The organism is Halarcobacter sp. (assembly GCF_963676935.1).
In the GTDB taxonomy this organism is placed as follows: domain Bacteria; phylum Campylobacterota; class Campylobacteria; order Campylobacterales; family Arcobacteraceae; genus Halarcobacter.
The window spans coordinates 2,019,649-2,046,268 of record NZ_OY781470.1 but is presented as its reverse complement, the minus strand read 5'-3'; the positions used below and the strand labels follow the sequence as shown (position 1 = coordinate 2,046,268).

At 24.9% G+C, this 26,620-nt stretch carries 27 protein-coding genes; 14 read left to right on the top strand and 13 right to left on the bottom strand.

Features of this window, described 5'->3' with window-relative positions:
* Window positions 1-10: 10 nt before the first annotated feature.
* Genes ACKU4C_RS10005 through ACKU4C_RS09995 form a run of 3 tightly spaced genes read left to right on the top strand, consistent with a single transcriptional unit; the run spans window position 11 to window position 3,190 of the window.
* A complete protein-coding gene (locus ACKU4C_RS10005; protein ID WP_321311728.1) occupies window positions 11-1,009 on the top strand; it encodes an alginate O-acetyltransferase AlgX-related protein in 999 nt (332 codons plus the stop codon).
* Window positions 1,002-2,102, top strand: coding sequence for a hypothetical protein (locus tag ACKU4C_RS10000; RefSeq protein WP_321311727.1), 1,101 nt, complete (start codon window positions 1,002-1,004; stop codon window positions 2,100-2,102). The genes ACKU4C_RS10005 and ACKU4C_RS10000 overlap by 8 nt, the downstream gene beginning before the upstream one ends.
* A gap of 8 nt (window positions 2,103-2,110) precedes the next feature.
* Entirely contained in the window at window positions 2,111-3,190 is a 1,080-nt protein-coding gene (locus ACKU4C_RS09995; protein ID WP_321311726.1) for a hypothetical protein, read from the top strand.
* Here ACKU4C_RS09995 and ACKU4C_RS09990 read toward each other — a convergent pair.
* From ACKU4C_RS09990 to ACKU4C_RS09930, 13 genes are all read right to left on the bottom strand, one after another.
* Window positions 3,187-4,755: a hypothetical protein gene (locus ACKU4C_RS09990; protein ID WP_321311725.1), complete on the bottom strand. Its 1,569-nt coding sequence runs from the start codon at window positions 4,753-4,755 to the stop codon at window positions 3,187-3,189. The genes ACKU4C_RS09995 and ACKU4C_RS09990 overlap by 4 nt on opposite strands.
* A complete protein-coding gene (locus ACKU4C_RS09985) occupies window positions 4,748-5,848 on the bottom strand; it encodes a DegT/DnrJ/EryC1/StrS family aminotransferase (RefSeq protein ID WP_321311724.1) in 1,101 nt (366 codons plus the stop codon). The genes ACKU4C_RS09990 and ACKU4C_RS09985 overlap by 8 nt, the downstream gene beginning before the upstream one ends.
* Window position 5,849: 1 nt before the next feature.
* Complete coding sequence (locus ACKU4C_RS09980; RefSeq protein WP_321311723.1) at window positions 5,850-6,341, bottom strand: GNAT family N-acetyltransferase; 492 nt, start codon at window positions 6,339-6,341, stop codon at window positions 5,850-5,852.
* Between the two features lie 111 nt (window positions 6,342-6,452).
* Complete coding sequence (locus ACKU4C_RS09975; protein ID WP_321311722.1) at window positions 6,453-6,854, bottom strand: FdtA/QdtA family cupin domain-containing protein; 402 nt, start codon at window positions 6,852-6,854, stop codon at window positions 6,453-6,455.
* A 77-nt stretch (window positions 6,855-6,931) separates the two neighbouring features.
* Complete coding sequence (locus ACKU4C_RS09970) at window positions 6,932-7,897, bottom strand: glycosyltransferase family 2 protein (RefSeq protein ID WP_321311721.1); 966 nt, start codon at window positions 7,895-7,897, stop codon at window positions 6,932-6,934.
* A gap of 1 nt (window position 7,898) precedes the next feature.
* The gene (locus ACKU4C_RS09965; RefSeq protein WP_321311720.1) at window positions 7,899-9,536 is read right to left on the bottom strand and encodes a glycosyltransferase; all 1,638 of its coding nucleotides are present in this window, start codon (window positions 9,534-9,536) and stop codon (window positions 7,899-7,901) included.
* A 71-nt stretch (window positions 9,537-9,607) separates the two neighbouring features.
* Window positions 9,608-10,666 (bottom strand): hypothetical protein, encoded by a 1,059-nt coding sequence (locus ACKU4C_RS09960; protein ID WP_321311719.1) that lies wholly within the window; start codon window positions 10,664-10,666, stop codon window positions 9,608-9,610.
* A 4-nt stretch (window positions 10,667-10,670) separates the two neighbouring features.
* Complete coding sequence (rfbB, locus tag ACKU4C_RS09955; RefSeq protein ID WP_321311718.1) at window positions 10,671-11,687, bottom strand: dTDP-glucose 4,6-dehydratase; 1,017 nt, start codon at window positions 11,685-11,687, stop codon at window positions 10,671-10,673.
* Entirely contained in the window at window positions 11,684-12,475 is a 792-nt protein-coding gene (locus ACKU4C_RS09950; protein WP_321311717.1) for a hypothetical protein, read from the bottom strand. The genes rfbB and ACKU4C_RS09950 overlap by 4 nt, the downstream gene beginning before the upstream one ends.
* Entirely contained in the window at window positions 12,475-13,341 is an 867-nt protein-coding gene (gene rfbD / locus ACKU4C_RS09945) for a dTDP-4-dehydrorhamnose reductase (protein ID WP_321311716.1), read from the bottom strand. Before rfbD ends, ACKU4C_RS09950 begins: the two co-directional genes overlap by 1 nt.
* A gap of 51 nt (window positions 13,342-13,392) precedes the next feature.
* Window positions 13,393-13,971, bottom strand: coding sequence for a dTDP-4-dehydrorhamnose 3,5-epimerase (gene rfbC, locus ACKU4C_RS09940; RefSeq protein WP_321311715.1), 579 nt, complete (start codon window positions 13,969-13,971; stop codon window positions 13,393-13,395).
* Window positions 13,968-14,858: a glucose-1-phosphate thymidylyltransferase RfbA gene (rfbA, locus tag ACKU4C_RS09935; protein WP_321311714.1), complete on the bottom strand. Its 891-nt coding sequence runs from the start codon at window positions 14,856-14,858 to the stop codon at window positions 13,968-13,970. The genes rfbC and rfbA overlap by 4 nt, the downstream gene beginning before the upstream one ends.
* Window positions 14,855-15,706 (bottom strand): glycosyltransferase, encoded by an 852-nt coding sequence (locus ACKU4C_RS09930; protein WP_321311713.1) that lies wholly within the window; start codon window positions 15,704-15,706, stop codon window positions 14,855-14,857. Before ACKU4C_RS09930 ends, rfbA begins: the two co-directional genes overlap by 4 nt.
* Before the next feature lie 77 nt (window positions 15,707-15,783).
* Between ACKU4C_RS09930 and ACKU4C_RS09925 the strand changes: the two genes are divergently transcribed.
* The 11 genes from ACKU4C_RS09925 to ACKU4C_RS09875 all read left to right on the top strand — a co-directional run bounded on the left by ACKU4C_RS09925 (window position 15,784) and on the right by ACKU4C_RS09875 (window position 26,618).
* Entirely contained in the window at window positions 15,784-16,692 is a 909-nt protein-coding gene (locus ACKU4C_RS09925; RefSeq protein ID WP_321311712.1) for a glycosyltransferase family 2 protein, read from the top strand.
* The gene (locus tag ACKU4C_RS09920) at window positions 16,685-17,419 is read left to right on the top strand and encodes a hypothetical protein (protein WP_321311711.1); all 735 of its coding nucleotides are present in this window, start codon (window positions 16,685-16,687) and stop codon (window positions 17,417-17,419) included. Before ACKU4C_RS09925 ends, ACKU4C_RS09920 begins: the two co-directional genes overlap by 8 nt.
* Window positions 17,412-18,092, top strand: coding sequence for a GDSL-type esterase/lipase family protein (locus tag ACKU4C_RS09915; protein ID WP_321311710.1), 681 nt, complete (start codon window positions 17,412-17,414; stop codon window positions 18,090-18,092). The genes ACKU4C_RS09920 and ACKU4C_RS09915 overlap by 8 nt, the downstream gene beginning before the upstream one ends.
* Window position 18,093: 1 nt before the next feature.
* Window positions 18,094-18,852 carry a glycosyltransferase family 2 protein gene (locus ACKU4C_RS09910; protein WP_321311709.1) on the top strand — a complete coding sequence of 253 codons (759 nt, stop codon included), beginning with the start codon at window positions 18,094-18,096 and terminating at the stop codon, window positions 18,850-18,852.
* Entirely contained in the window at window positions 18,849-19,769 is a 921-nt protein-coding gene (locus ACKU4C_RS09905) for a glycosyltransferase family 9 protein (protein WP_321311708.1), read from the top strand. Before ACKU4C_RS09910 ends, ACKU4C_RS09905 begins: the two co-directional genes overlap by 4 nt.
* Window positions 19,762-20,823, top strand: a complete 1,062-nt coding sequence (locus ACKU4C_RS09900; protein ID WP_321311707.1) for a hypothetical protein — start codon at window positions 19,762-19,764, stop codon at window positions 20,821-20,823. Before ACKU4C_RS09905 ends, ACKU4C_RS09900 begins: the two co-directional genes overlap by 8 nt.
* Window positions 20,816-21,775, top strand: coding sequence for a lipopolysaccharide heptosyltransferase II (waaF, locus tag ACKU4C_RS09895; protein WP_321311706.1), 960 nt, complete (start codon window positions 20,816-20,818; stop codon window positions 21,773-21,775). Before ACKU4C_RS09900 ends, waaF begins: the two co-directional genes overlap by 8 nt.
* On the top strand, window positions 21,753-22,970 hold the full coding sequence (locus tag ACKU4C_RS09890; protein WP_321311705.1) for a nucleotide sugar dehydrogenase: 1,218 nt from the start codon (window positions 21,753-21,755) through the stop codon (window positions 22,968-22,970). Before waaF ends, ACKU4C_RS09890 begins: the two co-directional genes overlap by 23 nt.
* A gap of 25 nt (window positions 22,971-22,995) precedes the next feature.
* Window positions 22,996-23,766 (top strand): 3'(2'),5'-bisphosphate nucleotidase CysQ, encoded by a 771-nt coding sequence (gene cysQ, locus ACKU4C_RS09885; RefSeq protein WP_321311704.1) that lies wholly within the window; start codon window positions 22,996-22,998, stop codon window positions 23,764-23,766.
* 109 nt (window positions 23,767-23,875) lie between these two features.
* A complete protein-coding gene (locus ACKU4C_RS09880; protein ID WP_321311703.1) occupies window positions 23,876-25,240 on the top strand; it encodes a phosphomannomutase/phosphoglucomutase in 1,365 nt (454 codons plus the stop codon).
* A 7-nt stretch (window positions 25,241-25,247) separates the two neighbouring features.
* Window positions 25,248-26,618, top strand: coding sequence for a mannose-1-phosphate guanylyltransferase/mannose-6-phosphate isomerase (locus ACKU4C_RS09875; RefSeq protein ID WP_321311702.1), 1,371 nt, complete (start codon window positions 25,248-25,250; stop codon window positions 26,616-26,618).
* Window positions 26,619-26,620: the final 2 nt, after the last annotated feature.

The window sequence follows — 26,620 nt, the reverse complement described above, 5'->3', positions numbered from 1 at the left end:
AGATAATAAGATGATATATAAAGGTGATTTAACAAGAAAAGTTTATAAAGTTGATAGCGTTTTTCCTAGGCCATCTTATTTTAATCCAGATAATAATAATTTAAAAAATAGGCATATTCCTTTAATTGATTGGGATGGTAATGAGGTCGATTTTATTACAATAGGCGATTCTTTTTCAAATGGTGATACGCAAGGGTTAAATCCTTTTTATCAAGATTATATAGCTACTTATAATAATTTAAAAGTCTTAAATATACCTAGACTATTTAAGATTAAAGGATTTTTTATTGATGCATTTAATTATATTGAAGAAATTCAGATATTAAATAATATGGGCTATTTAGATAAAATGAAGCCTAAATATATATTAATTGAATCTGTAGAGCGATATAGTATTCAGAGATTTTCAAAAAAATTAGATTTTACTAAAACAGATAATAAATTTTTTGAATCTTTGAAATTAACAAAAAATATTAAAACTGAAAAAGTAATTGATGATAATATTTTTTCCTTTTTAAATCTTAATAATTTTAAAGCTATACGAAATCAGATATTATTTAACTTTACTGATGAAAAATTATTTTCTCATGTATATATTGAAAAACTTAAAAAAGATTTTTTTTCTTCAAATGATTCTAATACATTATTGTTTTTAAAAGAAGATGTGGATAATACTAATTTAGTTACAAAAGAAAAAATAAAAATATTAAATAATAATTTTAATAAATTATCAGAAATTTTAGAAAAAAAAGGAATAAAACTTTATTTCATGCCTGTTGTTGATAAATACAATTTATATTCAAATTATTTAGTTAATGGTAAAAGTTATCCCAAAAGTCAATTTTTTGAATATTTAAGAGAGTTACCTAAAAAGTATAAATTTATTGACACAAAAAAGATTTTATCAAGAGCATTAAATCGAGGTGAAATAGATATTTTTTACTCAGATGATACTCATTGGTCATATAAAGCAAGTGAGTTAATTTTTAAAGAGGTTAATTTTGATTAATAAATATAAAAAATTTGTTTTAGCATTCGCTATATCCTTGCCATTATTAGTTTCTATTCACTATATTGCTTGGATTAAATATACAAGTCATGTTCTTTTAGTTCAAGATAATATATATACTGGAGATTTAGGAAGAATGTCTCTTTATCCAGATTCTGCATTTCCTAGACAAGCATATCCATCAAAAAATAGTATAACTTTACCTAAACAGCATTTTGACTTTAATTATTGGTTCAATAATGGTAAAAAAGAAAAAATTGATATGCTTACAATAGGAGATTCTTTTTCAAATGCAGCTACACAGGGAAAAAATCCTTTTTATCAAGATTATATTGCATCTTACAATAATTTTAATATTTTAAATATAACTTTATTACCTAGAACATTAAATTACATTGAGAGTGTTATGCTTTTATTGAATAGTGGAGTTCTTGACGAAATAAATCCTAAGTATATTTTAATTGAATCAGTTGAAAGATTTAGTATCGATAGGTTTGCTATAGATACTAATTTTAAAATCAATGGAGAAAAAGAGATTTTAATCTCTGAACTAATAAAACAAAGAAGCCCATATTTAGGGAAAGATGAAGATATAAAATTTATAAATGATAAAAATTTTACAGCACTAAAAAACAATTTATTGTACAATTTTGTTGAAAGGCCTTTTGGTTCAAAGTGTTATAAAACTGAATTAGTTGATGATTTTTTTACTTCAAAAGATAAAAATAGTCTATTGTACTATAAAGGAGATATTGATTCTTTATACAAAGCTACTGAAGACAATATAAAAAAATTAAATAGTAATTTTAACAAACTTGGAAAGATATTAGAAAAGAAAGGAATAAAGTTAATATTTATGCCGGCAGTTGATAAATATACATTATACTCAAAGTTTATTATTGATAAAAAACATCCTGATAGTGTATTTTTTGAATCTTTAAGAAAACTTGATAAAAATTATATTTTTATAGATACAAAAAAGATATTACTTAATACTTTAATTAATAATAGAGTAAAGGATTTGTATTATCCTGACGATACACATTGGTCTTTTAAAGCACCTGAAATTATTTTTAGAATACAAAAGTTTTAAGGTATATAATGATTAAAAAATATAGATATTGGGTAAATTTATTTGTAATTATCTTTTTTGGAGGATTGGGATTAATTGTTATTTTTAATTTTATAGTTGATCCTTTTCAACAATATAGAAAAGCATTTTTTTATACATTTGATACTGAAAAACCCAGATATCTAAATGCTGGACTTGCAAAAAATTATGATTATGATTCAGTTCTTATTGGTTCATCTATGGTAGAAAATTTTTATGCAAAAGATATTGAAAAATATTTAGGATTTAAAAAAGTAATTAAACTTGCTACTCGTGGAGGAACTATTTATGAAGAGATGAAAACTTTAGAAACGGCAATTAATAATCAAAATGTTAAAAATGTTCTTTTTGGGTTAGATATATATGCATTTAGTTTAATTGCACAACCTGTCGAATTAAATGAAAAGTTTCCTGAATATTTGTATGATGATGATATATCTAACGATATTATATATCTTTTAAATTTTAGCGTTTTAAAAAACTCAATCGAATCTCTTTTTAAACCTTATAATAAAGAAAAAATTAACGAAAATTTGAATTCATTATATTCTTGGCAACGTGAATATAGTTCAAGTTTTACTTTGGAAAATTATAAACTACAACTGCAGTCATTATATTTAATTAGTAAAAATCCTATATCAGGCAAATTATTTGATTTAAATTCATTAAAAGAAAAGTTTGATAATGTTTTATTACCAATTATTAAAAAAAATAAGGATAAAAATTTCTATATTTTTTATCCGCCTTATTCAGTAGGACAGTATAAAATTATGGAATTATCTAACTACTTTGAAAATCATTTAAAATTTAAAAAATATATTTTTAATAAATTAAAAAAATATAAAAATATAAAAATTTATGATTTCCAATGTGTTGATAAAATAACACATGATCTTAAAAATTATAAAGATTTAGCTCATTATTCAGAAGATATAAATTTATGGATGTTAAAACAAATTTCAAATAATAATTATTTAGTTACTTCAAAAAATGTTGATATTTTTATAAAAAAGTTAAATGAACAAACTAAAAAGTATGATATAAGTGGACTTTTACAGAATAAAAATTAATTTTTTATTCTGTAAATAAGCTGGTTAATCTTATTTTTTATTTTATACCTAATATATCTAGTTTTTTTTCTAAAACATTTTTCTTTGAAAATATTAGTGCAATTATCATCATATCCCATGATTTTATATTTTAATAATTTATCTTCAATTTTTAATTGAAGTCCATATGGAAGTTTTTTTACAAAAATCATAAGAGATAAATTACTTCCGATAGCTTTTATTATATAATTAAGATATTTTGAATCTCCTTCTTTGGATATGAATTCATAAATTTGATGGTCGTTTTCTATATCATTTTTTAGTATATTAATTAAATTCTTACCCCATTTATCTTCTAAATGGTTACTTAAATCTAAAATATCATTATTTTTTACATCACTATTTAAAAATTTAATAGCATTACTTTCTAATTCTTCAATTGATTTATATGATATATTATTTTCTTTTACCACGTCTAAAGTAAATATTGGTGTATCAAGATTCATCATTTTTATCCCAAACAAAGCTGTATCTAAAAAGGCTGTATAAGATGCAAATGGAAAACTTTCTATATAAAGATCTGAAGAAAGAATATAATATTCCAATAGTTCTCTGTCTTTTGGTCCCAATGGGACTACTTTTCCTTTTGTTTTAGAAAAGACTTCATTCCAGTGAGAGTTTTCTTTGCTTGGACCAATTAATAAAAATTGACTATTCTGAACATTTTTTGTAATATTCATTGCCATATTGGCAAAGTTTAATATTTCTTTTTTTGTTTTCCCGTATTTATATTCGCTAGCAATAGATAATATAATTTTTTTATTATGGTCTATATTTAAATAATTTCTTGCATCTTCTTTTGTCAAATTACTTTTCTTTTCGATTATTGGTATATTAATAATTTTTGATTTTTTAATTCCTCTTATATTTTTAGAAAAGTAACTTCCCTCTTCAGTTAAGTCCAATACAAGGTCTGATATTGATACTCCACACCAAAATATATGATCTGCATGATTTAAATATATTATAGGTCTCTTAAATTTTGTATTTCCAAAAGCTAGATTTGCAGTTATATCATGTGGATGAATATGTAAAACAATTAATTCATAATTTGAAGCAATGTTAGCTAGTTGTTTTGATTTGTCAATAGGTGATTTATTTACATCAATAATAATCAATTCTCCTAAATTATCTATTGTATCTTTTAATGAATTTGCTAGTTCAACTTTTTGATCAGTTATAACTAAACTTTGATAAGGGTAATTAAGTTTAGAATTTTCAATGAACAATTCAACAAGCTTAGTGTGACCACCAATTGAATATGATTCAGTCATTACGTGAAGTATTGATTTCTTTTTGTATTCTTTTGACAAGTTAAATTCTAAACTTTTACTAATTTTATTTAATTCTTCTTCTAGAAATTGATCACTGAATTTTGTAGTTACATTAGAAGTTAAAAAGTATACTAGCGAATTTAAGTAATTTATTTTATCCTTTATTGTAAAACTATCACAATATAATTTTTTTAAATCTTTTACAAAACTTGTGTTAGATAAGATTTTTTGATTTATATTTTTATTAATCATATGTATTAACTACTTCTACAATTTTTTTTGTATCTTCAAGTGTTTGTACTCCACTGATAGGTAAGCTTAATACTTGATTATGGATTTTTTCACTTATAGGATAAATTTCTTTTGTCCATTCTTTATATGCTTCTTGTTTATGTGGAGCAAGTGGATAGTGTATGAGTGTTTGAATTTTATAATTTGATAAATAGTTTTGCAACTTTATTCTATTTTCTGTTCTTATTACAAATAAATGCCAAACATGATTATCTTTTTGTCTTATTTTTGGTAAAATTATATTTTTATTTGTTATATTCTCTATATAATAATCAGCAATTTGATTTCTTTTTTTTATTTCTATATCTAGGTATTTTAATTTAATTCTTAACATAGCCGCTTGAATTTCATCAAGTCTACTATTTATTCCTTTATATAAATTTTTATATTTTTCATTACTTCCATAATTTCCTATAGCTTTTATAGTTCTAGCTAATTCTTTATCATTTGTTGTGACAGCTCCTCCATCACCTAAAGCTCCTAAATTCTTACCTGGATAAAAACTAAATCCACTAGCATCTCCTAAATTACCTGCTTTTTTTTCTTTAAAATAAGAACCATGTGCTTGTGCTGAATCTTCTATAATTTTAAGATTATATTTTTTTGCAATAAGATTTATTTTTTCCATTTCACAAGTTTGACCATAAAGATGAACAGGCATTATAGCCTTTGTTTTTGAAGTTATTTTTTCTTCGATTTTATTAGGATCTATCAAATATGTATATATATCAGGTTCAACTAATATAGGGGTTAAATTGTTTTCAGTTATTGCTAGTATTGATGCAATATAAGTATTAGAAGGAACAATAATCTCATCACCGTCTTTCATGATAGATAATTCCTTATATGCTCTTATTATTAGTGTTAAAGCATCCAATCCATTTGCTACACCAATTGCATATTTAGTGCCACAATAGTCTGCAAACTCTTCCTCGAATTTATTACATTCGTTGCCTTGGATATACCAACCACTATCTATTACTTGAGTACAAGCATTAATTAATTCTTCTTTATATTGAGCATTTATCTTTTTTAAATCTAAGAATGGAATCATCTTATAAATACCTTTTATATTTTTCTTTTATTACTTCATACTGATTTTTATCAAAATTAAAAAAATAATCTAGTTCATTTTCATCTATAATTTGTGCACCAAATCTTTTATGAAATGATATTACTTTTTTATTTTCTTTTCTTACATCAAAATGAGATTTTTTAAATCCTAATTTATAAAATCCAAATTCATATATTTGAAGTGCTGATTCTATAGCCGTAGTTTTTGGGGCATTTTCTTTTATAAGCCAACTTCCCCAACAAAATGAATCATATTGGAAATCATACATTCTTACAAGGCCCAGTCTTTCATCATTTTTTGATTCTATCACAAAATAAAATTCTTTTTCTATTTTTTCTCTTTCTTTATAACTTTTTATCCATTCTTTTTGAGATTGAACTGTTCCTGTAATTTTTGAAAGATATTTCGTTTTATTTTGATTTTGCCTTATGTTATAAATAAATTCTGCATCTTCTAACATAACTGTTCTCATATTTATATTTTTCCCACAAATAATCATGATACTTTTAGGTAATTACAATTATTTACCTTCTCCATTTTATGCTTTTTAATGATATTTATTATTTGTAAATATACTGCTGTATTAATCATTATTTATTTCTTCTAAGAATTTAGAATAATCTCTAATATAATCATTTTCATCATAATATTCATTAGTTAATACAAGTAGTACACAATCTTCACTAAAGTCAAACATTTCTCTCCAAACTAATCCGTCAAGGAGGAGACCTTGATTTGGTGAATTTAATTCTATGTATTCTTTATCTTTTCCATTATCTAATAGAAATTTACAGCTTCCAGATACACTTATTGCTAGTTGTTTAAGGTTTTTGTGAGCGTGAAATCCTCGTCTTACATCTTTTTTAGTATCAAATATATAGTAGACTCTTTTTATATCAAATGGAACATTATGATTATTTTCTATTGCAATTAATGATCCTCTATTATCCCCATTTATTTTAAAATCTATTAATTTCCCTATCAATTACAATAACCTTATTTTTTAATTTAAGTGTAGATTATACTGAAAAAATCATTAAAAATTTGTAATGGAAGTAATTGTTATATTGCAAAAAAAGTTAATTTATGCATTTTCAATCCATAACTCAATCTTCTTACATATTTTATACGTTTTTTATCTTTTTTAATTTCAAATACTTCATCTTTATATTTTTTTAGAACTCTATATAAGTTATTTGAAAAGTAGCTATTTGAAAAATTCTTTAAATGTTTTAATGATATATCAATTATTAATTTAGTTTCATTATCTAAAATACTAATTTTTTTAAATATAGTAAGATTATTGATTGCATCTTTAGCAGATTTAATATTTGAAGCTTTTTTAGTATTAAATCTATCTCTTAAACTTTTATAGTTTTTTTCTCTTGTACTTGTTATTTGTTCAGAATATCGTCTATAATAAGTCATTGCTTCTTCTGTAAAAGTAATTGTCCCATAAGTAGAGGCAACAAAAGCAATCCAAATATCATGATAAGTAATAGTCTCAGGGATTGGTAAAATATTTTCTAATAGTTCTTTTTTAAACATTAGAGTATTGCCTGATACACAGTTTGTAAAAAGAAAAGCTTTGTTACATTTTCCTTTTACTAAATTTCCTTTTGGTCTAATTAATTCTTTATTTGAAATAGTTCCATCTCCATCCATGATTATTGCATCAGAATAGATAAGAAGATTTTCTTTTATTTCATTGATAAAAAGTTCAAGTTTTTTTTCTTTCCAAATATCATCTTGATCAGCAAGGGCTATATAGTCTCCACTGCATAAAGATATAGATTTTTCAAAATTTTTAACAAAGCCAAGATTTTTTTCATTTTGAAAAAATTTTATGAAACTATATTTTTTTGAATATTCTTTAATTATTTCAATTGTATTATCAGAAGAACCATCATCACATATTATGATTTCAATATTTTTATATGTTTGATTTATAATAGAATTTAATTGTTCTTTTAAGTATTTACCCCCATTATATGTACACATTGCAACTGAAATCAATTTTTTATCCATTTTATTTAGACCCTTTTATAAATTTTTTAATTTTTTCTCTAATTGGTTTAGAGTATATTCTTATTTTTTTTAATATATTTTTATTTTTTATATCATGAATTTCTAATTGCATTTGATTAAATATATTATCAGTAATATATAAATCTTCTTTTTCTAATATATCTTTATTTTTATCTTTTAAAATAGTTTGCTCTTTTAGAAGTCTTTTGAGTTTTTCTCCATTTCTATCTGAGCCTCTTGAAATTGATTCATAATGATATGCTTTACAATAAGGAGTAAAAATATTTACCTTTCCTTTTTTTATAGCTTTTAAGCATAAATCAACATCATTATAAGCAACAGTAAGATTCTCATCAAAATAATCAATCTCTTCTAAAAGAGATTTTTTTATCATCATACAAGCAGCGGTAACAGCAGTAACATTTTGAACTAAAGATTCTCTATATTCATAACCGTTATTTTCAATTTTTAGGTGAGCTAAAAAATGTTGAGCTACGTTGTCTCCTCCAACTTTTATCCCACAATGTTGAATTGTATTGTTTGGATATAAAAGTTTTGCTCCAACACATCCTATTTCTTCTTGTTGTGAATACTCAAGTAAAGATTCAATCCAGTCATTTGAAATTATTTCAATATCATTATTTAAAAAAATGATATGTTTACCTTTTGAATGGTTTTTAACAGCATAATTATTAATATGTGAGTAGTTAAAAGGTACATTATATTCTACAAATTTTATTCTTGAATCTTTATTTTCAAATATTTCCATTTGTTTAAAAGTTTCTTTTTCTTTACTATTATTTGAAATACCAATTATCTCAAAATTATCATATGTTGATAGGTTAATAATAGAATTAAGGCAATTTTGAAGTAGTTTTGGCTGATCCTTAAATGGTATAATAATTGATACTAAAGGTTTATTCTCTAAATTGAATTTTATTCTATAAGAATTATGAAATAAACCTTTTTCAATATTTGCATTAAGATTATTTCTTATTCTCATATTTTCTAAAACTTGTAAATTTTCATTTGAACTAAATTCTTTTTCTAATGTTAAATCATTATAGAATAATTCTTGGTCCAAAAAATATATATTTTTCGTTTTTTCAATTATTCTTAGAGTCAAATCATAAAAAATACTTTCTACACTTTTATAATTATCAAATCCTTTTATATCTTTTAAAAAAGTTCTTTTAAAAATGGTAGACTTCCCTATATAGTTGTAACTATATAAAAGATTTTTAGAAATATTTGATTTGTATTTGATAATTGATTTATTATTTTTTAGTAAGAAATTATTTGAATATATAAAATTATAGTTGTTTTTTTTCAAAATATCATTTAATATATTTAAACTATTTGGAATAAGTTTTTCATTTCCTTCTAAAAAAATCAGATAGTCACTTTTAGCAGAAAAAATTATATCATTATAAATTTCAGATAGTTCTTTTTCTTTTTTTTCAATAGTTTTAAAGTTTTGATGGTTTTTTAAATCATTTAAAGAATTAACAATAAAACAAGTAGAACAGTTTTTATAATTTAATTTTTCTAAATTAGTAATTATATCAATGAATTTAAAACTATCAAGCCGAGTTAAATCTATTATAATATCAAAATTGATATCTGTATTTGAAGTCAATTAGTTTCCTGTTGATTAATATATATTTTTAAGATTATTATTGTACAAACAATTTAATTAAATTATACAATTTATAGTTTTTCATTTATTTTATATTTAAGTATTTTCTCTTCAAAGGTTTTTAAATAGTTATCTATGTTATTTTTATTTAATATAATCCCAAAATTTTCAGGTGTTTTTAGATCTTTATTTGTAATTTTATTTGCAAGTATTTTACCAATATATGGATAATAGTGATCATCGTCAGGATAATTATTTAAATCTGTTGTAATTTCATTTATCGTCATAAAATGATTTACCTCTCCAAATACATTAACTAATTCTTTTAACCATCTTTTATATTCTTTTAACCTCTTTGATTTTTGTATTATTGAAGCAAGTAGATTACTACTTATTGGAGATGTGAAAATTATAAATTTAGTATTTTTATTTTTATCTTTGATTTTTTCTAGTATAGTTTTATAGTTTTCATTATAAATATAATTTCTACTATCTAGTTCTTCTAAATGATGATTTAAACTAATTTTATATCTGAGCCGTCTTTCATTTTCTGAAACTTTTTTTTGATATTTTATATTATTTCTATCATAATATATTTTATTATCTATTTTAGTATTTTTATAATTTCTTTTACTATATTTTAGTGTATCTTTTGATAAAAGCATTTTATATCTATAAAATGGTTTTGTGGTATTTCTTATATAAAATTCGGGTTTTTCAAATTTTATGTTCTTGGGAATAGCTGTATTATAGAAATCAGCTCCAATTATTATGTATTTTAAGTTTTTTTTCTTTATTCTCTTGACAAAATCAATGTATTTTTCATACTCATATGGATATATACTATTTAGCGCGAAGTTAAATATATTCATATCTGTAAAATGATTTTGATTTATAAAGGTACTTCTACTACTACCTAAAAGAATACCATCATATTTTTCAAATCCTTGGAAATAGACAAGGTTTGTTTTTTGTTGTCTTTCATTAAAATCAGATTGTTTACTATTATACTTATTTGAATGTGAGAAAGTCCAAAGAGGGTCAATTATATAATTTATACTTGTTAGTATCCCTAAACATATAAATACTAATCCTATAAAAATAATTACCCAATTTCTACTTTTATTCATAATTTTAATAATTATATTTATTTAAATACCATTGAATAGTTTTAACAATACCTGTATCAAAATTTTCATCTGCTTTCCATCCTAACTCTTCTTCTAACTTTGTTGCATCTATTGCATATCTTCTATCATGCCCAGCTCTATCTTCTACAAAAGTTATTAACTCTTTATACGATGAATCTTTAGGAACCTCTTTATCCAGAATTTCACATATTTTATTTACTATTTGAAGATTTGTTCTCTCATTTCTTCCACCAATATTATAAGTTTCACCTTTTTCCCCATTATGGTAAACTAAATCGATACCTTTACAATGATCAAGTACATATAACCAATCTCTAATGTTTTTACCATCCCCATAGATTGGAATAGGGTTCCCTTTTAGGGCATTTCTAATAATAGTTGGTATTAGTTTCTCATCATGTTGTTTTGGTCCATAATTATTTGAACAATTTGTAATAACGCAATTCATTCCAAAAGTTTCCACATAAGCTCTTATAATCATATCTGATGAGGCTTTTGAAGCTGAATATGGTGAATTTGGAGCATAAGGCGTGTTTTCAGTAAATAGATCTTCAGGATCAGAAGAAAGTGTTCCATAAACTTCATCTGTTGAGATATGATGAAATCTACAATCTTTATATTCCTCTTTGTAAGTAAATGGTTTATCCATCCAATATTTATATGCTACATCAACTAAAGTATATGTACCATTTACATTTGTTTCAATAAAAACTCCTGGATTTTTAATAGAGTTATCTACATGTGATTCTGCTGCAAAGTGAATAACTCCCCTTATGTCGTATTCTTTAAAAATAAACTCTATTAGTTCTCTATTACAAATATCACCTTTAACAAATTTATATCTTGAATCATTTTCACACTCTTTTAGATTTTCTAAATCTCCTGCATAAGTAAGCAGGTCAATATTTATAATTTGATATTCTTCAAATTTGTCTAGAAAATATGGTACAAAATTGCTTCCTATGAATCCTGCACAACCTGTAACTAATATTGATTTCATTTTTTTCCTTTTATTTTATCAATTCTTTTTTTTATACTATAAATAAATTTTTTATTCATGATTTTATTTAAAAACCCATTGTTTGAGATGTAGATTATGGTACAAGGGGTTCTTACAAATCTACTTTTAAAAGCATTTGTATATTGTTTGATTAATCTTTTTTTTGTATCATAAAAGCTTTTATTTGGGAAACCTCCACTTTTATGTCTTAGATGAAAATCTATAACATAAGTTGAATATCCTTGGTTTTGTGCTTGAATGCAAAGATCCGTACCATAAAGGTGATAGTGTCCAATATTTTTAGATAAAGATAGATTAGCATCATTTTTTACAACTAAAAAGTTTTCATCTAAACTTCCTACTTTTGCTGGAAGTGGCCCTTCAAATAGATTATCAACTCCAGGGTCGGTAATTCTTGAATATCTTTTATTTATATTCTCTTTTGAAAATCCAAAATTACCTAATATTGCCCATGTTGGGTCAAGTTTATTCATCTGCTCAATTCTTTGCTTTAAAACATCAATATTATCAAAATCAAGAAGTAAGTCTTGATGAGCTAATATAATATATTCACCTTTGGCTAGATTTAAAAATTTATTATAACCATCATATGCATCGTATTTATTTTTTGAAATATTATCTATATATAAATATTCACTATTTTCATCTGTAAAGCCTGCTTTTTCAAAAGATTCAGTTACTGATTCAAGTTCATCTTGTCTTGCAGTTAAGATACAAATAGAAAATAGTTTTTCATATTTTAAACTATCTATCTCTTTTAATACCATTATTTTCTAACCTCTAATCTTATAAGACAATCATCAAGACTATCTTTCCAATAAGGAATATTTATTTTAAAATCTTTTTTTATTTTTGCTTTATTTAAAAGGGAATAGTGTGGTCTTTTTGCAGGTGTTGGATAATCTTTTGTTTCTAAAGGATTGATTTTACAATTTAATTTTGCCATTTTCATAATCTCTTTTGCAAAATCATACCATGATAAAACACCCTCATTTGAATAATTATATATTTCTACTTTTTCATTTTTTATTGTTGGTAGAATATCTAAAATTGCTTTTGCTAAGTCTTTTGCATAAGTTGGAGTACCTACTTGATCAAAAATAACACCAAGAGAATCTTTTTGTTCACCTAGTCTAAGCATTGTTTTTACAAAGTTGTTCCCAAAAAAAGAGTAAACCCAAGAGGTTCTTATTATAATTGAATTTAGTGGATTTATATTAACCATAGTTTTCTCACCAGCTAGCTTAGTTTCTCCATAAACACCTTTTGGGTTAGTCTCATCATCTTCAACATATGGTCTAAAATTTTCACCATCAAAAACATAATCAGTGGAAATATGGATAAGCTTAATATCTTTTTCTTTTGAAATTTGGGCCAAATTTTTTACTGCATCATTATTAATTTTATTTGCATTATCATAATCATCTTCTGCTTTATCTACTGCTGTGTATGCTGCACAATTTATTATTACATTAAAATTGTTTTTATCAAGTAATTCTTCTAATTCTTCTTTTTGGGAAATATCAAGTTTATCTTTAGAAGCAAAAAAGAAATTATAACTATAATCTTTTGAAAGAGCTTTTATCTCACTTCCTAATTGTCCATTAGAACCTGTAACTAAAATATTTATCATTTTTGTAAACCTTTTGTAAAATTATAACTATTGAAAATCAATGAAAATAAATTATTTTTTATAATAGTCTACACTATATTCGAATAAATCATTAGTTTCATTAAATTTTGGTTGTTTAGTATCTTTCTCTGAAAGACTTAATTTATCATGTGGAATTTGCCAATCAATATTAATGTCTTTATCATCAAAAGCTATACCTCTGTCACATTCTGGACTATAATAGCTATCAACTTTATATGCAAAAGTAGCTTCTTGGCTTAATACTACAAAACCATGGGCAAATCCTCTTGGTACTAGTAGTTGTCTTTTATTTTCACTGCTTAATTCAACTGCAACATATTTACCAAAGCTTGGACTACCTTTTCTTATATCAACAGCTACATCCAATACTTTTCCTGTAATAACTCTAACTAATTTAGTTTGTGCATGGGGTGCTAATTGATAATGTAAACCTCTTAATACACCATATGAAGATTTGCTCTCATTATCTTGACAAAAATTTATTTTAAATCCTAAAAATTCTTCAAGTTTATCTTCCCTAAAAGTTTCAACAAAATAACCTCTATGGTCTCCAAATACTTTTGGTTCACATATTACAACATCTGGAATTTCTGTTCTTATAAAATTCATTTTGTCATTTTTCCTTCATTTGCTCTTTTTATCATATATTGACCATACTGATTCTTTTTTAATGGTTGAGCTAATTCTATTAGTTTTTCTTTAGAAATATACCCCATCTCAAAAGCAATCTCTTCTAAGCAAGCTACTTTCAAACCTTGTCTTTTTTCAATGGTTTGAATAAAAGTTGAAGCTTCTAACATACTCTCATGTGTACCTGTATCAAGCCAAGCATATCCTCTTCCCATAAGTTCAACTTTTAATCTTCCTTCATCTAAAAAATCTTGGTTTAAAGTTGTGATTTCAAGTTCTCCTCTTGCTGAAGGTTTTACTTGTTTCGCTTTTTGAACTACATCTTTAGGATAAAAATATAATCCAATTACAGCATAGTTTGATTTTGGAATTTTTGGTTTTTCTTCAATAGAAGTTACATTTCCATTTTCATCAAATTCAGCAACGCCGTATCTTTCGGGGTCATTAACTCTATATCCAAATACAGTGGCATTGTTATCATCTTTTGCATTTTTTATTGAGTTAGCAAGAAGTTGATCCATTCCATGTCCATAAAAAATATTATCACCAAGTATTAAACAAGCATCTTCTCCATCTAAAAATTCTTCACCTAAAATAAAAGCTTGTGCTAGTCCATCTGGACTTGGTTGTTCTATATATGAAAACTCTATTCCTAAATCTGAACCATCACCTAAAAGGTCTTTAAATCTTGGTAAATCATGTGGTGTTGAGATTATTAAAATCTCTTTTATTCCTGCTAACATTAAAACTGAAAGGGGATAATAAATCATTGGTTTGTCATATATTGGGGTTAATTGTTTACTTACCCCTTTTGTAATTGGATATAGTCTTGTTCCACTACCTCCAGCTAATATTATCCCTTTCATTCAGTTTTCTCCTTTTGCTTTTTTATTAGTCCATTGTAACAAATAAACTCTTCATTATCCCATTTTTGTTTCATGATTTTATTATTGTTATCAACTGTTTGTTTATTCCAAGTTCTTGGATGATATAGGTGAAATGTATTTGCAAGATATCTAACTGATTTTGAATCAATTCCAAAGTGTTGAAATCTCCAAGTTAAATCTATATCTTCCCCTACAGATGGTGTAGTATAGTCTTCATCAAATCCATTTATAAATTCTAAATCTTTTTTAAAACATGAAAAATTACATCCTATAATCATAGGTCTTTTTTTATTTAATTTTTTTTCAAGGGAAGAGTCTTTTTTTAACTTCAATCCCTCTTCAATATGTCTTGCCTTATCAAGAGCAAGAAATGGAAGAAATAGCCAATATAGCTTTTCGATTATGTAAGTGCCTAAATAGCCCTTTCTTATAAGTTTACTAAAAAAACTTCCTAACTCAACTCTTTTACCACAAAGAATTCTGCTATGGGTTATATTTTGTTTATGTTTTTCTACAAAATCCCTATAAGGTATTATATCACCATCAATAAAAATAAGATAATCACCTTTTGCGTGTCTAACAGCTTTATTAAGTGCAATATTCTTTTTCCAACCATCGTCTTTCTGCGAAAGATGAGTTATTCTTTTATTATCTTTATATTTTTTTAAATAAGTTTGCATCTCCGATGATTCACAATCTTCTGAAATAATAATTTCAAAATCATCAATTGTTTGATTTAACAAACTATTTAAGATTAAATCTAACGCTTCAGTATCTTTATATACAGAAACTATAACTGAAATCGTTATGTTATCGTAGTCATTCATATGTGTAAGAAAGTTACCTTTTTATTTATATTTTATCATTTTGTAGTTAAAATATAACTTTAAATATGGAGAAGTATATGTATGATGTGTCAATAATAACTGTTAATTATAATAGCTCAGATGACACCTTGAACATGATAGAAAGTGTTGAAAATAAAACAACACTAAGTTATGAAATAATAGTTGTTGATAATAATTCTTCTATTGAAGAATATAAAAAATTAGAAATATTAAAAACAAAAGAAAATATAAAACTTATAAGAAGTAGGTTAAATTTAGGTTTTGCCGGTGGTAATATGCTTGGATTTAAAGAAGCCAATTCTAAATACCTATTTTTTTTAAATAATGACACTTTACTTATAAATAATGTTATAGATATCTTATATAAAGATTGTGAAAATGATAATAATATAGGTTTAATCTCTCCTCAACTTTTTGATGAAAATATTAATAAAACTACAACTTTTAGATATTTTCCAACAGTATCAGAAAAATATCTAGGAAAAGGTTTTTCAAACTTTATTTCTACAAAAAAAAGATATAACAATAAAAAAGAGTATGAAAATATCATAGATGTAGAGGTAGTAAGTGGAGCTTCCATGTTTTTTAATAAAGAGTGTTTTGAAAATATAAATGGGTTTGATACTGATTTCTTTCTTTATTGTGAAGAGGAAGATTTATCAAAAAGAGTAATAGATTATGGTTTAAAAGTTTGTTTTGAACCAAATGCACATTTGATTCACTTATGTGGGAAAAGCACAGGTAGAAACTTTAAAATAGAAAGAGAGTTTATAATCTCATATTTTAAATTATTAGATAAACATTTTGGATTTATTAGAAGAGGTTTACTTAAATTACATATATTTTTAAAATATCTATTTAAAGCAAATAAAAATGAAACAAATAAAAAACTATTTAATTTTATATTTCAAAAAAATAAACAAAAATATAGTTTAAGAAATGAACAAAAGATGAGTGATGAGTAAAAGCGTAATTGATAATAGATATTCAAAGTTTCTAGAAAATATCAAAGAGTATTTCAAAAACTCAGAAACCTCTATACATAAAGCAAGAAATGAAATAAAAATAATTGATTTTGAAGATGAAAAATTAGTTGTAAAATCTTTTAAAATACCACATTTTTTAAATAAAATTGTATATGGTTTTTTTAGAGATAGTAAAGCAAAAAAATCTTATGAAAACTCTTTAAAAATTGGAGAATTTGCACCTAAAGCAATTGGCTATATAGAGTTTAAAAAATGCTTCTTGCTTGAAAGAAGTTTTTTTGTAAGTGAAAACTTTAAATATGATTTAACCATAAGAGAACCTTTGTTAGAAAAGAACTATCCAGATAAAAATAAAATTTTTGATGCTTTTGCTAGGTTTACTTTTCATTTACACAATAATGGTATCTTTCATCAAGATTATTCCCCTGGGAATATATTGATTAAAAAAGAAGAAGATAGATATATTTTTAAAATAGTTGATATAAATAGGATGAAATTCAAAAATCTTAGTCTTGATGAAAAGATTAAAAATTTTTCTAAACTTTGGGCGAAAAATGAAGATTTGATTATTATATTAAAAGCATATTCAAAATATGGAAATCTTGATGAAGATAAAATTATAAAAAAGGGTTTGTTTTTTAGTCAAAAACACAAAGACAAGAAGAATTTCAAAAAAAAATTACGTGGAGAGAAAGTAAATGATTGATTTCAAAAATATTTTAATACTTTTTTTCATAATAAATTATTTTAATTTTATAAGTGCAAATAATATTTTTGACTCTTACTTGAAAGAATATGAAAATAAATACAATTTATTAAATAATTTACCAGAAAATCATAATTATAAAATTGCAATGCTCGGTGATTCAATAACAGCTGGTGCTTATTGGAATGAACTTTTAGACAATCAAAAAGTCTTAAATCTAGGAGTTAGTGCAGATCAAACTAATTTAATTATTAATAATAAAAAATATGGGTTGATTTCGAGAATTGATAATTTAGATAATGGTTTTAATAAAGCATTTATAATGATAGGTATTAATGATTTTGGTTTTAATAAAAGTGTTAGTAGTGTTTTTAATTCATATATTAAAATAATAAGAAAAATTGAAAAAAATAATATCGAACCCGTTATTCAATCGACACTTTATATGACAAAAAATGAGTTTAAATTGGATTATAAAGAGATAAATAAAAAAGTGGAAAAATTAAATAAACTACTATATGATTATTGTATTAAAAATGATTTAATATATATAAGTGTTAATACAAAATTATCTAACAATAACCTTCTTATGGATAAATATACAGTAGATGGCATTCATTTGAATGATAAAGGTTATGAAATTTGGTCAGAAATTATAAAAAAGAAAATGTAGAATGATAAGTATTGAAAATATATCTGTAGTAATTATTGCAAAAAATGCACAATTAACAATAAAAAATACTTTAAAAAGTTTAAAAACTTTTTCTGATGTTGTTCTTTTTTTGAATGATACGACAGATAATACAGTAGAAATCGCAAAAGAATTTGATAATATAAATATTATTGAGGGTGATTTCACTGGATTTGGTCCTACGAAAAATCAAGCAGCTTTACATGCAAAAAATGATTGGATTCTATCATTGGATTCTGATGAAGTATTAGCGGAAGAGTTTATTTTAAATTTATCAAAACTATCTTTAGATGAGAGTTGTGTATATAAGATTTTAAGAAGTAATTATTACAAAAAAACTGAAGTTAGACATTGTTGGGGGAAAGATGAGATTGTTAGAGTTTATAACAGAAAATTAACTTCTTTTAATGATAATAAAGTACACGAATATGTATTAGAAAAGGATTTGAAAGTTGAACTTTTAAATGGAGAAGTAAAACATTACCCTTATTCAAACATTACGGATTTTATAATAAAACTTGATAGATATTCAACTCTTTTTGCCCAAGATAAGAAAGGCAAAAAGAACTCTTCTCCAACAAAAGCTTTTTTTAATGGTTGGTTCTCTTTTTTTAAAACATATTTTATAAAAAGAGGTTTTTTAGATGGTTATGCAGGACTTGTAATTGCATTTTCACATATGGCAACAAATTTTTATAAATATATAAAACTTTATGAAGCCAATAAAGAGTTAAAAAAATGAATCTATTAATAACACGACATGATAAAATAGGGGATTTTGTAGTTACTTTACCTTTGTTTAAAGCAATAAAAGAACAATATCCAAATACAAATATAACAGCACTAGTTTCAAAAGTAAATTTTGATTTTGCAAAAGAGATTGATTTTATTGATGATGTAATATTATTTGATAGGGAAGATTTACTTGAAACTAAAAAAGAGATAAAAAAACGAAAATTTGATGCAAGTATTAGTGCTTATATTGATACAGATTTAGGAAAACTTCTATTTCTATCTAAAATAAAAAAAAGAGTTGCACCAGCTACAAAAATTGCACAATTGTTTTTTAATAAAAGGGTAACTCAAAGAAGAAGTAAAGTTGAAAAAACAGAATGGCAATATAATCTTGATTTAGCTTTAACACTTTTTCCTGATATAAAATTAGAGTTTTCAAAGCCTTTATTAAATATAGAAAGCAAAAAAGAAAAAAGAGTTGTTTTTCATCCAGGTTTTGGTGGAAGTAGTGATGGAAATTTGATTTTAGATGACTATTTAAGACTTGCAAAAAGTATAAAAGATAGTGCTTATGAAATAGTTTTCACCTTTGGTCCAGATGATGGTGAAACTAAAGAATATATCTCAAAAAATATAGATTTTGAAGCAAAACTTTTAGACTCAAAAATGTCTTTGATTGAGTTTACAAAATATCTAAGTGCGACAAATATTTTTGTTAGTACTTCAACAGGACCTATGCATTTAGCAGGTGCAGTTAATACAAAAACTATTTCATTTTTTGGAAATACTAAGTTTGCTAGTTTTGAGAGATGGGCAACTATTAGTGAGATAGAAAATCAAAACAATTTTATTGTTCCAAAAGATTACATTAGTGAGGTTTATTTTAAAATAGAAAAAAAGCTAAAAGAGTTAGTGAATGAATAAAACTCCATTTTTTTGGGACGTATACTCTGATCAACCTCATATTATAAAAGATAAAGAATATAAAAAAAGAATTCGAAAGAAGTATCTAAAAGATTATATTAAGATGCTTTTATCTTCATTATTTATTTTGCCTATTGCAATTTTGATTATGAAACTATTTAAAGGGGAAAAAACTTTTGATAGTAATGATATTTATGGAATAGGAGTTAATCTTGATAAAGGTGATGCTCAGCAAGAATTAGTTGAGGAATTGGGTGTCAAAAATCTTATTATTAGAGTTCCTTTATGGGAGATTGAAAAAATCGATGAATATGTGGATTTTGTAAAAAGTTTTAATAAAAAATCTTCAAAAAATATTTTAATAAATATTATGCAAGATAGGGAAAATATTGAAGATTTAACACTTTTAAAAAACAATTTAGAAATAGTTTTTTCAAAATTTAAAAACATAGTTTTTGAATACCAAATTGCATCTACAATAAATAGAGCAAAATGGGGATTTTTTAGTGTCTCAGAATATCTAACTTTTTATAAATGTGCTCAAGATTTAAGAGATGAAAATTATCCGACACTGAAACTTTTAGGACCTAGTGTTATAGATTTTGAATATTATTACAATGTGAGTGCAATGTTTAATTTTAAAAATATTAAATATGATATTGTAAGCTCTTTACTATATGTTGATAGAAGAGGCGCTCCTTCAAACACTCAGTATGGTTTATTTGATACAAAAAACAAAATTGATTTACTTTATAGTTTAGTTAAGCTTTCTTCAAAATGTAGTGATGAAATATATATTACAGAAACAAACTGGCCAATCTCAAATACAGCACCATATGCTCCAACAAGCGAAAAAGAGTGTGTAAGTAATGAGACCTATACAAAATATATGTTAGAGTATTTTAATATTGCAAAGAAAAGTAGAAAGATTAAGAGAGTTTATTGGCATCAATTAATCGCTCCAGGATACGGACTTGTTGATAATAGAGATGGTAAAATAATCAAATACCCACAATTTTATGCATATAAAGAGATGATTAAAAACAATGGTTAAAAAAATTTTTATTGAGATCCCCACATGGTTAGGAGATGCTATTATGACAACTCCTGCTATTGAAAATATTATAAAAAGTTTTCCCGAAGCAAAGATTACGCTTTTGGGCTCTTATGTATCAATAGAAGCTTTAAAAAATTTTGAAAATATTGAAAAAGTAATAATTGATGATAGTAAAAAGGGTGGAAGTAGATATTTAAATCTAATAAAACTGGCTAAAAAAGTTGGAAAAGTAGATATTGCCATCTCTTTTAGAAGAAGCTTTTCTTCAAAACTTATGATGTTTTTTATTAATAGTAAAAAAACGATTTCCTATAAAAGATATACAAAAAAAGATATTCATCAAGTACTTAGATACAACGATTTTATAAATAGAAAACTAAATTTAAAAAATAAAGCAGGAAACTTAAAACTTAACTTTACTCCATTTTCATATAAAAAGCCAACTTTAGGACTGAACCCTGGTGCAACATATGGAAGTGCAAAACGTTGGTATCCTGAAGAGTTTGCTAAGCTTGCAACCAAATTGTCTAACAAATATGATATTGTAATATTTGGTGGATCAAATGAGACAGCTATTGCTTCTGATATTGAAAAAATATTAGTTAAAAATAAAATAACAAATTTTCAGAATATTGCAGGAAAAACTTCTGTATCTGAATTAATAGAAAAGATAGCAGGACTTGATTTGTTTATTACAAATGATAGTGGACCAATGCATATTGCAGCAGCTTTTAAAATAGAAACTGTAGCAATATTTGGACCAACAAAATTTACAGAAACAAATCAATGGAATAATCCAAATGAAACAATAATAACTAAAAATTTGGATTGTGCTCCTTGTATGAAAAGAAAATGTCCTTTAGGTCACCATGATTGTATGAAACTTATTAAAGCAGAAGATGTTTTAAAGACTTTGGGAGAAGAAAATGGTGGAAAAGAAAAGCTATAAAATAGCAATTGCAGGGACAGGATATGTTGGCTTATCAAATGGATTATTGTTAGCTCAAAACAATGAAGTGATAGCTTTAGATATAATCCCTGAAAAAGTGGAGTTGATAAATAAAAAGATCTCACCAATTGAAGACAAAGAGATACAAGAATATTTAGAAAAAGAAAATATAAATTTTAAAGCAACATTGAATAAAAAAGAAGCATATAAAGATGCTGATTTTGTAATAATTTCAACTCCAACAGATTATGACCCTCAAACAAACTATTTTAATACAAAATCTATTGAATATGTTATAAAAGATGTTTTAGATATTAATCCAAATACAGTTATGGTAATAAAATCAACAATCCCCGTAGGATATGTTGAAAAAGTAAAAGAAAAATTTAATTGCCCAAATATAATGTTTTCTCCAGAATTTTTAAGAGAAGGAAAAGCCTTATATGATAACTTATATCCTAGTAGAATTATTGTAGGGGAAAAATCAAAAAGAGCAGAAATATTTGCGAATCTTTTAGCTCAAGGTGCAATAAAAAAAGATATATCTATTTTATATACAAACTCAACAGAAGCAGAAGCTATAAAGCTTTTTGCAAATACCTATTTAGCAATGAGAGTTGCATATTTTAATGAGTTAGATTCTTACGCACAAACCCATAATCTAAATACTAAAGATATAATTGAAGGTGTTGGTTTAGATCCAAGAATTGGGAACCATTATAATAACCCAAGTTTTGGTTATGGTGGGTATTGTTTACCAAAAGATACCAAGCAATTATTGGCAAACTATAAAAATGTTCCATCAAATATGATTGAAGCAATCGTAAATGCAAATACTACAAGAAAAGATTTTATTGCAAAATCTATTATTGAAAAGTTAAATTTGACAATGCACGAAGAGATTAATAGTGATAAAACAGTTGGTATCTATAGACTTGTTATGAAAACAGATAGTGATAACTTTAGAAGCTCTGCAATTCAAGGGATAATGAAAAGATTAAAAGCAAAAGGGATAAATGTAATAATCTATGAACCTGCGTTAAAAGAAGATCTTTTTTTTAATTCTGAAGTTATAGATTCCTTAGAAAAGTTCAAAAGAAAATCAGATATAATAGTTGCTAATAGATTATCTGAAGATATCATAGATGTAAGAAAAAAAGTATATACAAGGGATATATTTAATAGTGATAGCTAGATAAAATATAAATATAAAGGTATTTATGAATTTAAAAAATATAGATATTGAAGAGATAAAAGAAATTGCTGTAAAAGCAGGTAATGCTATTATGAGAATTTATAAAAAAGATTTTGAAATAGAATATAAAGATGATAATTCTCCTTTAACAGAAGCTGACTTAAAAGCAAACGAGATTATATGTACTAGTCTTAATAAATATTATCCTCAAATCCCTATTATGTCAGAAGAAAATAAACAAGTAGATTATGATATAAGAAAAAATTGGGAATTTTATTTTTGTATAGATCCAATTGATGGGACAAAAGAGTTCATAAAAAGAAATGGTGATTTTACTGTTAATATAGCATTGATTCATAAAAATAAACCTGTATTAGGAGTTGTTTATGCTCCAGCCTTTAATGAAATATATTGGGCTAAAGAGGGCATAGGAGCATTTAAAAATGGGAAAAAATTACCATTTAAAAAAAATAATACTCCTAATGAAAAACTTTTTGTAGTAACTTCAAAATCACATCTTTCAGAAGAGACTCTAAGATTTATAGATAGCCTGGAAACTAAAGAAATAAAACAATTGTCAAGAGGAAGTTCTCTAAAACTTTGCATGGTAGCAGAAGGAGTTGCTGATATATATCCAAGAATGTCACCAACTATGGAATGGGATACAGCAGCAGCAGATGCAATAGTAAGAGTTTCGGGTAAAATGACATATCAATATAATGATAATATTATAAATAATAAGCCAATTTATTATAATAAAAATAATTTATTAAACCCATGGTTTATTGTAAAATAATTAATATTAGTACGTAATAATAAAATATAGAATTTAAATACTTAATAATATTTTTTAAAGATAGAATTTGTTAATATATATATTAATAAATTAAAATAGGAAACTAATAGTGGCAAAATCAATTTTCAGAGAATACGATATTAGAGGGATTTATTCAGTTGAATTAAATGAACAAACAGTAAAAAAAATAGGTTTTTACTTTGCAGAAGAAGTAAAAAATAAGATTTTTAATGCAAAATATATTTCCGTTGGTTTTGATGCAAGAACTCATTCCCCTGAACTTGCAAATTGGTTAATTAGTGGGATAAATCAAGCAGGTTTAGAAGTTTTATTTATGGGATTAGTCCCAACCCCAGTTAATTATTTTTCAAATTTTACAGATTTCAATGGGAAAACTACATCTGCTTCAATTATGATAACAGGAAGTCATAATCCTCCAGAATATAATGGATTCAAAATAACTATTGATAAACAACCTTTTTTTGGCGATGATATTTATGCTTTGGGTGAAAAAGTATTGAATAGTAATTTAGAAATTGATGACAACAATATTTCTATTAATATTAATGCAAAAGAACAATATATAGATTATTTAGTGAATGAATTTAAAAATTTAAATCTAGTAGGGAAATCTTTTGTTTTTGATTGCGGAAATGGAGCAGCAGGTGCTGTATTAGGTGATATTCTTAAAGCTTTAAATATTGATTCAAACATAATGTATGAAAAACCTGATGGAACTTTTCCAAATCATCATCCTGATCCAAGTGAAGAAGAAACTTTAATTGATATAAAAAAAGAGTTAAAAACAGAAAAGTATGATTTAGGTTTTGCTTATGATGGAGATGCTGATAGAATAGCAGTATTATCCTCAAAATATGGATTCAAAGGAGATGTTCTAGCAATATTTTTCTCAAGATTTATAGATAATCCAACAGTTATAGGTGAAGTAAAATGTTCTCAAATAATGTATGATATTATAAATAACTATGGAAAAGCTATTATGTATAAAACAGGACATAGTAACCTTAAAGTTAAAATTAAAGAAACAAATGCATCTTTTGCAGCTGAAGTAAGTGGGCATATATTTTTTAATGATAGATATTTTGGATATGATGATGCTATTTATTCAACACTCAGAGCATTAGAATTAGTCTCGAATGGTTTTGATTTTGATACAGAATATGAAAAGTTACCAAAAATATTTGCCACTGATGAAATCAACATAAATACAACAGAAGATAAAAAGTTTGAGATAATTGATGATTTGAAAGAAAAATTATCGAATCCACCTTCAAATTTTCCAAAAATAAAAAAAATAATTGATGTAGATGGTGTAAGAGTTGTTTTTGAAAATGGTTGGGGACTTATTAGAGCAAGTAATACAACACCTAAACTTGTTACTAGATTTGAAGCAAAAGATAAGGATACAGCAATTATGTATCAAGAAAAATTATTAGAATTGATGAAGGATTAATAGTATTATGACAAATATGATTTTATGTGGTGGAAGTGGAACTAGACTTTGGCCAATAAGTAGAACACTTATGCCAAAACAGTTTGTGAAATTGTTTGATGAAAAATCTTTATTTCAACTAACAATAAATCGAAATAGAGATTTTTGTTCAAAAAGTTTTATTGTATCAAATAGTGAACAGTATTTTTTGGCCTTAGACCAAATCGATCAATTAGAAAATTCTTTTGAATCTGAATATTTACTTGAGCCAGTTGGAAGAAATACTGCTCCAGCAATAGCATTAGCTTGTTTTGCTTTAGATTGTGAAGAAATGGTTCTTATAACTCCTTCAGATCATCTAATTAAAAATAAAGCTGAATACAAAAATGTTGTTAAAAAAGCGGAATCTTTAGCAAAAGAGGATTATCTTGTTACTTTTGGTATAACTCCAACTTATCCTGAAACAGGATATGGATATATAGAGGCTAATGACTTTGATGTAAAAGCATTTCATGAAAAGCCAGATGAAACTACCGCAGAAAAATATGTAAATGATGGAAACTATTATTGGAATAGTGGTATGTTTTGTTTTAAAGCAGGGGTTTTTTTAGATGAATTAAAAAAATATTCACCTGAAATTTATGAGGCTTCATTAAAAGCTTTTAAAAATGCAAATTCAAGTAATATGATAAGAATTAAATGTGATGATATGTTAGCTATTCCTGAAGATAGTATAGATTATGCTGTTATGGAAAAAAGTTCTAAGGTAAAAGTAGTTCCTTCTAATATTGATTGGTCTGACTTAGGAAGTTTTGATTCTTTGTATGAAGAATTACCAAAAGATCAAAATGGAAATACTATAAATCAAAACTTTATTAGTATTGATAGTAAAAATAATTTAATTTATGGAAAAGAAAGAAAAATAACTGCAGTTGATATTGAAGATCTAATCATAGTTGATACAGGAGATGCTTTACTTATAAGTAAAAAAGGTTCTTCTCAAAAAGTAAAAAAAGTAGTTCAAGAAGTTAGAAAAAATACTGAACTTCATAATATCCACTTAACTGCACACAGACCATGGGGAACATATACTGTTTTAGAAGATACTCCTGGATATAAAATAAAAAGAATCGAAGTAAAACCTGGAAAGAGACTTAGTTTACAAAAACACTTCCATAGAAACGAACACTGGATAGTTGTATCAGGGACTGCAACAGTAACAGTTGGAGAAGAAACTAAACTTGTAAGACCAAATGAATCAACATATATAAAAATGGGTGAAGTTCATAGGCTATCTAATGAAGGCGTGATTCCTGTTGTTTTAATAGAGGCTCAAGTTGGAGAGTATACTGGTGAAGATGATATTATTAGACTTAATGATGATTTTAATAGAGAATAATT